Genomic DNA, 7973 nt, shown 5'->3' with positions numbered 1-7973 from the left:
TAGGCAATGGAGACAGCGCACCCCTGCGAGATGCCGAGAAGGACAAAGCGAGCGACCCCGGCAGCATCGACCACGCTCTCGAGATCGCTGACCCATGCCTCCACGGAGAGCTCGCCCACCTCCCAGTCGGACAGCCCGTTGCCGCGGGAGTCGTGGCGGATCAGCGTGTAGCGGCGGGCCAGGCGTTCAAGGACGTGATGCCAAACCGGGCTTTCCCAGTCGTCCTCCAGATGACCCACCCAATTGCCGGGTTTGACCAGCGGCGGGCCATGCCCGACCTTCGCCCACGCCAGCCGCACGCCGTCCGGCGCCCGGCAGAAGCTGATTTCCTGCTTCAGGTGCGAGCTGCCGATCCGTGTGGTCCTGAGCCCCTCGCCGGGACGCACGGCATAGACATGGATGGGGCGCGAGATGTTCTTGACGCGTTGCTGCCCCCGGTCTTCAAAGCCGCAGTCAAGCTTGCCTGCAACCTCCTCGAAGACCTTCCCCGACACGACGATACATCCCGGCTCAGCGAGCATCTGAAGCCGGGCGGCGATGTTCACATCGTCCCCGAAGATGTCGCCGTCGTCGTCAACAAGGATGTCGCCCAGGTTGATCGCCATCCTCAGGCTCATCGGGTGAACGGAAACGTCTTGCTCCCTAGCGGCCACTTCGCCCTGGATCGCCACAGCGGATTTGAGAGCCTCAAGCGGACTGGCGAATTCGGCCAGGAAGCCATCGCCCATCGTCTTGACGATCCGTCCGCCGTGGGCGAGGACCTTTCCCTGGATGATCTCCCGTTGTATGCCCTTCAGTCGCGTAAGGGTGCCCTCTTCGTCGCTCTCCATGATGGCGGAATAGCTGACGACATCGGCAGCCATGATGGCGGCAAGACGGCGTATCGTCATTGCATCCCCCTGCTTGCACAGGCAGAGCCGGTGGGAAGATTGTTCAGCGTACCCGATAACGTCAGGCGTGAGAAGAGCCGCAGCCACGTTGGGAGCCGCCCCTCCGGGCATATGACAACTGGAGGCCAATTGCGCGGAAGAGTGGTCCTTCGAGGACGGCTTTAGGCGATGGCGTTCGCGGTCTCCGATATCTCTTACCCAAGAGCTGTTACGATGATGTCTACGAGGAGGCTGATGAGTCAGACGACGCGGGTTTGGTAGCGGACAGGGGCAGTGCGTGGAGAACCCTCCCTGATCTTCATAGAGGCCCCCACACCCGTGGCCGGCGGCCGTCTCCCCTTATTCTCCAGGCCGGAATTAATGCTGGATCTCGTCGCTCGGACAATGACCCCAAGGCGCTCTGAAGTCGCTCCGCCCGGGCGTGGGATCGCCCTTACTTGCCCTGGATGTCCACCCCGTAGAATGTGTGGCGGCCGAAGGGCGAGAGCTTGAAGTCGGTCACTTCCTTGCGTATTGGCTTCAACTGCACCGCATGGGCGATGGTGAACCAGGGCGCCTGCTCCTTGAAGATCACCTGAGCCTGCTCGTAGAGCTTCGTGCGCTCGGCCTGGTCGGTCGTGGTCTTCGCCTTCATGACGAGATCGTCGAACGGCTTGTAGCACCACCGCGCCACGTTCCCGCCAGAGGTACTCTCGGCCGAGGTGCAGTTGAGGAGGCTGGACAGGAAGTTGTCCGGGTCGCCGTTGTCGCCCGTCCAGCCCATGAGGCCCAGCTGGTGCTCGCCCGCCTGCATGCGCTTGCGGTACTCGCCCCACTCGAAGCTCTTGATCTCGGCCTTCACGCCGATCTTGGCGAGGTCGGCCTGCATGAGCTCGGCGACACGCTGGGCATTCGGCATGTAGGGACGCTGCACCGGCATCGCCCAGAGATCGGTCTCGAAGCCGTTCGGGTAACCTGCTTCCGCGAGGAGCTTCCTGGCAGCATTAGGATCGTAATCGTAGTCCTTCACCGCATCATTGTAGGACCACATGGTCGGCGGGATCGGGTTCTTCGCTGCCACGCCCGTGGAGAGATAGACCGCATCAACGATGGCCTTTTTATTGATCGCCATGCTCACGGCCTGCCGGACGCGAACGTCATCGAATGGCTTCTTCTGTGTCTGGAAGGCGAGGTAGCCGACATTGAGGCCTGGCTGCTCCAGGATCCTGATGTCCGGATCCTTCTTCATGGCCTCAAGATCGGCCGGGTTCGGATACGGCATAATATGGCATTCACCCTTCTGGAGCTTGGCCCAGCGGACCGAGGCGTCCGGCGTGATGGCGAAGACGAGATCGTCAATCCTGGCGCGGCCGCCCCAGTAGTCGTCAAAGGCCTTGTAGCGGATCACAGCGTCCTTCTGATAATGGACCAGGTAGAACGGGCCCGTCCCGATGGGCTCATGGTCGATCTTCTCGGGTGTGCCCGCCTTGAGCATGGCGTCGGCGTATTCTTTTGACTGGACGGCAGCGAACCCCATGGCAAGGTCGGACAGGAACGGCGCCTCGGGCTGGTTCAGGGTCACCTTGACGGTATAATCGTCCACCTTCTCCACCGACTTGAGCAGCTTGGGCATGCCCATGGCGTCGAAGTAGGAGTGATTGGGGCTCGTCACCTTGAAGTACGGGTTGTCCTCCTTCCACTGGCGCTCCAGCATGAAGATCACGTCGTCCACGTTGGCGGTGCGGGTCGGCTTGAAGTTCGTGTTGGACTGCCATTGGGCGTTATGGCGCAAGTAGAAGGTGTAGACGAGGCCGTCCTCGGAGATGTCCCACGTCTCGGCGAGGCCGGGCACCACCTTCGTGCCGCCGCGCTCGAACTCGACGATGCGATCGTAGATCGGCTCGCTGGCATCGGATGAGGTGCCGGTAGTGTTCACGCCGGGGTAGAAATTCTCCGGGCTGCCCTCGGAGCAGTAGACGAGGGTTTTAGCGGAGAGCGGCGCTGCGGCCAGCACGGCCGGCGCGCAGAGGATGGCGAGAAGGGCTGCTGTCTTCATGGGACCCTCCACACAGCTCCGGCTCGGCCTCACTTGCAGCGGGGTCGAGCACAGATGTCCTTGTGACTTCGAACTCCGCCCCGGATGCCTTAGGCAGCCGAGGCGCGCCCCGTCGTCCCCTCGGCTGTGACAGCCCCCAGAACCTCGCCCACCGAAATCTCCGGCTCACCTGTGATGAGATCGGCCAAGTTCGCCTTGATCCAGTCGAGCGCCTTCCTGTTCGCCTCCTGGGCAGCGCTTTGGGTCTCGAACAGCGTGATCGAGCCGCCGGTCTGATCCCCGAAGCGCACGACATAGTACCCGATAAAGCCAGGGCTTTGCTTCATCGTGGGATCGAGGCCGTCGACCGCGCGGCGAGCGGCCTCCTCGATCGACCGCATAGGGACCTTGCGCACCACTGCGTACATCGTGACCTCCCGTTCAGAAAGGCCCCTCAGCCAGCCTCATTTTACCATCCGATGAGCCCAAGTACGAGGCACGATCATTCTCAGATCCGATGATCTGGTGTCACCGATGGCAGTTCGGGTCGCGGCTCCGGTGTGTTCTGAATCGGGGCAGCGTGGTCCGCTTGTGAGGTTGCAGGTCCAGAAGCCAAGCGTCTCTCAAGAGCGGCAACCTGCCGTGCCAGATTGTCGATGGCGGCCTTCAAAGCCAGAACGTCGGCGGCATCCGGGATGGTGGATACGGGGTGTCCCGCTCGTGGCACCGCCGGCTCATGAGGGCCCGGAGGAGGCTCTGGCTCCGCCTCCAGAGAGGACCTGCGCGTCTTCCGACGAGATGACACTAGCTTTTGGAGAGCCCGCACAATCAGCCAGAGAACGCAGAAAGCGAGGAAAAGGGTGAGCAGCGCCGAAGGCATGCTATCGAACATGGTTGTTGCCGTTCCTGAGTGAGCCGATGAGGGCCTGGGGCAATGCAACACTGATGTCCCGCGTTCCCCTGGGTGATCGTTCGGATCGATTGCCCCTCTGCCCCTACCGGAAGGGGCAGGTATCGGCTGGCTCGGTTGGCGGAAAAGCTCGGGGCGGAGATCCAGCTATGCGACCTGATCGATCAGATCGCCTTCGACTGCCCAAGGAAACCCCTCCCGTGGGAGGGGTTTCCCAGCCAGTTTGATCCAAAGTGCAAGGCTCGTTTTACGGATGTGGAGGCGACGAGCCGCCCTCCCCCAGATCCGCCTCCCTTAATGCGAAGGTTGACGGTAATCCGTGGCGGGAAAGAGTAACACGACGGTGCTGGCCCCAATCCTGCTTACCCCGGTGTGGGCTGGACACTCCACTCAGTCCGCCGCAAAATTCGTTCGGGAGCGGCACCGAGGGTCCGATGGGTCCGCAGGAGCACAAGGTCGAGCGACGGCTCGCAGCCATCTTCGCGGCTGACATGGCAGGCTACTCGCGCCTCATGGAACGGGATGAGGTCGGCACCCTGAAGGCACTGACTGCGCACCGCGAGGTCATGGACCGGCTGATCACTGAACATGGCGGACGCATTGCCAACACCGCTGGCGACAGTGTGTTGGCTGAGTTCCCCAGCGCCGTTGATGCCGTCCAATGTGCCATGGCCGTGCAGGAGGCTCTTGTGCAGGCCAATCAGGGCACTCCCGAGGAGCGCCGTCTTCAGTTTCGGATCGGGGTTCATGTCGGCGACGTGATGGTGCGTGCAGGAGATCTGCTCGGGGACGGCGTGAATATTGCCGCACGGCTGGAGAGCCTCGCAGATCCTGGCGGCCTGTGCATCTCCGAGGCCACCTACGGGTACGTGCGAAAGACTCTGCCCCATGCTTTCGAGGATCTCGGACCACAGACAGTCAAGAACATCGAAGAGCCAGTACGAGCCTTCGTGCTTAAGGCAACCGCAGTCATTCCAGCAGGACAGGAGCAAGCTAAGCCGCTTCCCCTGCCCGACAAGCCCTCGATTGCGGTGCTTCCGCTTAGAAACATGAGCGGCGGCCCCGAACAGGACTACTTGGCCGATGGTCTCACCGAGGAGATCGTTGCAGCCCTCTCACGCTTTCGCTCGCTCTTCGTCATCGCCTATAGCTCCACCGCGACCTACAAAGGCAAGGCCGTGGATGTGCGCCAAGTCAGTCGCGAGCTTGGCGTTCGGTATGTGCTGGAGGGCAGCGTCCGCAGGGTGGCAAACCGGCTCCGCATTATTGCCCAACTGATCGATGCCACCACGGGGAGCCACATCTGGACGGATCGGTACGACGGGGACGTTACGGACCTCTTCGATCTTCAGGATCGGGTGACCGAGGCCATTGTTGGAGCCCTTGAGCCGACCATTACCCTCTCCGAGATCGAGTGGGCCAAGCGCAAGCGGCCTGACAGCCTTGATGCCTATGGCTGTGTCATGCGGGCGCTGCCTGCCGTCTGGTCGCAAGACCCTCATAAAAAGGCAGAAGGACTTCGGCTGGCTGAACAGGCAATGGATCTTGACCCCACATATGCACTATCGAAGGCGCTCGCTGCATGGTGCTATGCCCAACGCGTGATGTCCATGACGACCTCCGATCCATCGACGACCAGAACCAGGGCACTCCAACTCGCCCGGGAAGCCGCATCACTCGACAGCAACGATCCTCTCGTGCTGACTGTGCTGAGTGCCGCATACAACCTTATCGGTCAGGTCGCCCTCGGGCTCGCCGCTGTCGAGAAGGCGCTGACGCTGGACCCCAACTCGGCTTGGGCTTGGCTTCGCAGCGGATGGTCGAACACCTACATGCGAAGATACGACACCGCCATTGAGCATTTTCAGCGGGCCATGCGTCTCAGTCCGCTCGACCCGATGCGCTTCAGTGCCTTGATCGGGATCGGAGCCGCATATCTTGCCAAGGACCAGTGGGACGAGGCGGCGCGATGGATCGAGAAAGGTCTCTGTGAGAAGCCCGATGCGGCCTGGGGTTACCGGCTTCTGATCGCCGCATACGCTGCGGCTGACCGGCTGGAGGAGGCCAAGCAAGCGGCGGCCCGGTTCTTGGAGGCTTACCCGGACATGACGGTTTCAAAGGCGATTGAGGTTACGCCTCCTTCGTCTCCCCTAAGAGGGCGTATTGCGGCGGGGCTTCGAAAAGCAGGGCTACCAGAATAGGCCAAGTTGGATACCCAAGCATCTGCCCTCGCGCAAACTCTCATTGCGCTCTCCTGCACTCATCGGTGCCCGCTGCTTCCCGAGCCAAGCTTGACAGCCGCGGACCTCTAAATGTTGGACGAAGGCTGGACACCTCACCCCACTCGCCGCAGAATCCCCTCTGAAGCGGCACCGAGGGTCCCATGGGTCCACAGGAGCACAGGGTCGAGCGGCGCCTGGCAGCCGTTCTCGCGGCTGACGTAGCGAGCTATGCGCGGCTTGTGGAGCAGGATGAGGTCGGAACCCTGCGGACCCTGGCGGCTCACCGTGAGGCGATGGACCGGCTGATCGCCGAGCACGGCGGGCGGATCGCCAATACGGCTGGGGATAGCGTCCTGGCCGAGTTCCCCAGCGTTGTCGATGCCGTCCAATGCGCCGTCGCTGTCCAAGAGGCTCTCGCGCAAGCCAGTCAGGGCACGCCCGACGAGCACCGCCTCCAGTTCCGGATCGGCATCCACGTCGGCGATGTCATCGTCAGTGCTGGCGATCTGCTCGGCGACACCATCAACATCGCAGCCCGCCTTCAGGCGCTGGCCCCGCCATCGGGCATCTGCCTCTCAGGATCGGCCCATGAGTTCGTCCGACGAGTGCTTCCTCTCAGCTTCGACGATTTCGGTCCTCAGAAGGTCAAGAACATAGCCGAGCCGGTCCCAATCTTCGGCGTGCGTCTGTCACATCGAGCATCCATTCCACAACGAGACCCGCCGCCTATTCCTGACAAGCCTTCAGTGGTTGTTCTGCCCTTCACGACCTCAAAGGTCGAGGACGAGTATCTGGCGGACGGCATCACCGACGACATCATCACGATCCTCTCGAAGATGAGATGGCTGTTCATCATCGCGCGAAACTCGGCTTTCGCCTACAAGGGCAAGGCGGTCGAGGTAACGCAGATCGCTCGCCAACTTGGGGTCGTTTATGTCGTGAGCGGCACCCTGCGCTATTCCGGATCACGAGTCCGGATTTCAGTCCAACTGGCTGAGGGCGAGACCGGAGGCTCGGTTTGGGCCGAACGATATGAGCGTGAATTGGAGGACATCTTCCGGCTTCAGGATGAGGTTGCCGAGCAGGTGGCAGGAGCGATTGAACCCGAGCTTCTCCAGAAGGAAGGGCAGCGCATGGCTGGTCGGCCTTCCCAGAACCTCACCGCTTGGGACGTTGTGCGTCGGGGAATGTGGGAGTTTCATAAGTTCACGCGCCCAACCCACCTCGCCGCCCTGGACCTGTTCAAGAAGGCTATCGAGATCGCGCCTGATGCAGCAGACGGCTATATCTGGTTGAGCCGGACCTATAGCGGTCTGGTCGCCTACGGCTGGGCCGATGATCCGGACGCAGCCCTCCAGGCCGCCATCCCTGCCGCAGTGCGTGCCGTTCAGCTTGATGACAAGAACCCGTACGCCCACTACGCCGTTGTGGTCAGCCATACGTTCGCAGGATTGTTCGACGCTGCAATCAGGGCGGCGGATCATACGCTGAGCCTCAGCCCGAGCTTTGCCCTGGGCCATATCATGTCGGGGGTGGCACGGCTGTATGCGGGCCGGGCGCAGGATGCGATTGAACCGCTGGAACACGGGCTTAGACTCAGCCCGCTTGAGCCCCAGAACTTCGCCTGGAACCTTCAATTGGCGTTTGCCTGCTATTTTGCGGGCCAGCCCGAGAAAGGGCTGAAAGCGGCACGGCAGGCTTTGGACCTGCGCACGCATTGGTCGCCTGCGCTGAGGATGGTGGCACTCTGCGCAGTGGCATTGGGAGACCAAGAGACCGCCCGCTCGGCGCTTACGGAGATGCGCGCCTCCGGTGATCCGGCCTGGGATATCACGCCGAGGATGATCAGGTTCAACCCTCGTTGGGGCGAGCACATGGATCAGGTCCTCAGCGAATGGATGTCGTCCTAACGGATTGCTGGCTTCACGGCTCATCGG

Annotated in this window: 5 protein-coding genes; 2 read left to right on the top strand and 3 right to left on the bottom strand. The window is 62.0% G+C overall.

Annotated features, from left to right (window positions below; translation table 11 throughout):
* From NF876_RS31315 to NF876_RS31305, 3 genes are all read right to left on the bottom strand, one after another.
* A partial coding sequence (locus tag NF876_RS31315; protein ID WP_315975095.1) for an adenylate/guanylate cyclase domain-containing protein occupies positions 1 to 890 on the bottom strand: 890 nt, incomplete at its 3' end.
* Positions 891 to 1323: 433 nt separating this feature from the next.
* Positions 1324 to 2925 carry an ABC transporter substrate-binding protein gene (locus NF876_RS31310; protein ID WP_247654409.1) on the bottom strand — a complete coding sequence of 534 codons (1602 nt, stop codon included), beginning with the start codon at positions 2923 to 2925 and terminating at the stop codon, positions 1324 to 1326.
* An 89-nt stretch (positions 2926 to 3014) separates the two neighbouring features.
* The gene (locus NF876_RS31305; RefSeq protein ID WP_210808478.1) at positions 3015 to 3332 is read right to left on the bottom strand and encodes a hypothetical protein; all 318 of its coding nucleotides are present in this window, start codon (positions 3330 to 3332) and stop codon (positions 3015 to 3017) included.
* Positions 3333 to 4248: 916 nt separating this feature from the next.
* On the opposite strand from NF876_RS31305, the gene NF876_RS31300 reads away from it, so the two are divergent.
* A complete protein-coding gene (locus tag NF876_RS31300; protein WP_210808502.1) occupies positions 4249 to 6015 on the top strand; it encodes an adenylate/guanylate cyclase domain-containing protein in 1767 nt (588 codons plus the stop codon).
* Between the two features lie 182 nt (positions 6016 to 6197).
* On the top strand, positions 6198 to 7946 hold the full coding sequence (locus NF876_RS31295) for an adenylate/guanylate cyclase domain-containing protein (protein WP_210808476.1): 1749 nt from the start codon (positions 6198 to 6200) through the stop codon (positions 7944 to 7946).
* Positions 7947 to 7973 lie beyond the last annotated feature (27 nt).

It is taken from the genome of Microvirga yunnanensis (genome assembly GCF_025460875.1).
The sequence above is the reverse complement of the archived record's forward strand: the minus strand, read 5'-3'. Positions and strand labels throughout refer to the sequence as shown.

Excerpts from the sequence above, each read along its gene's own strand:
- NF876_RS31310 (WP_247654409.1), bottom strand. The coding sequence starts at position 2,925 with ATGAAGACAGCAGCCCTTCTCGCCATCCTCTGCGCGCCGGCCGTGCTG.
- NF876_RS31305 (WP_210808478.1), bottom strand. The coding sequence starts at position 3,332 with ATGTACGCAGTGGTGCGCAAGGTCCCTATGCGGTCGATCGAGGAGGCC.
- NF876_RS31300 (WP_210808502.1), top strand. The coding sequence starts at position 4,249 with ATGGGTCCGCAGGAGCACAAGGTCGAGCGACGGCTCGCAGCCATCTTC.
- NF876_RS31295 (WP_210808476.1), top strand. The coding sequence starts at position 6,198 with ATGGGTCCACAGGAGCACAGGGTCGAGCGGCGCCTGGCAGCCGTTCTC.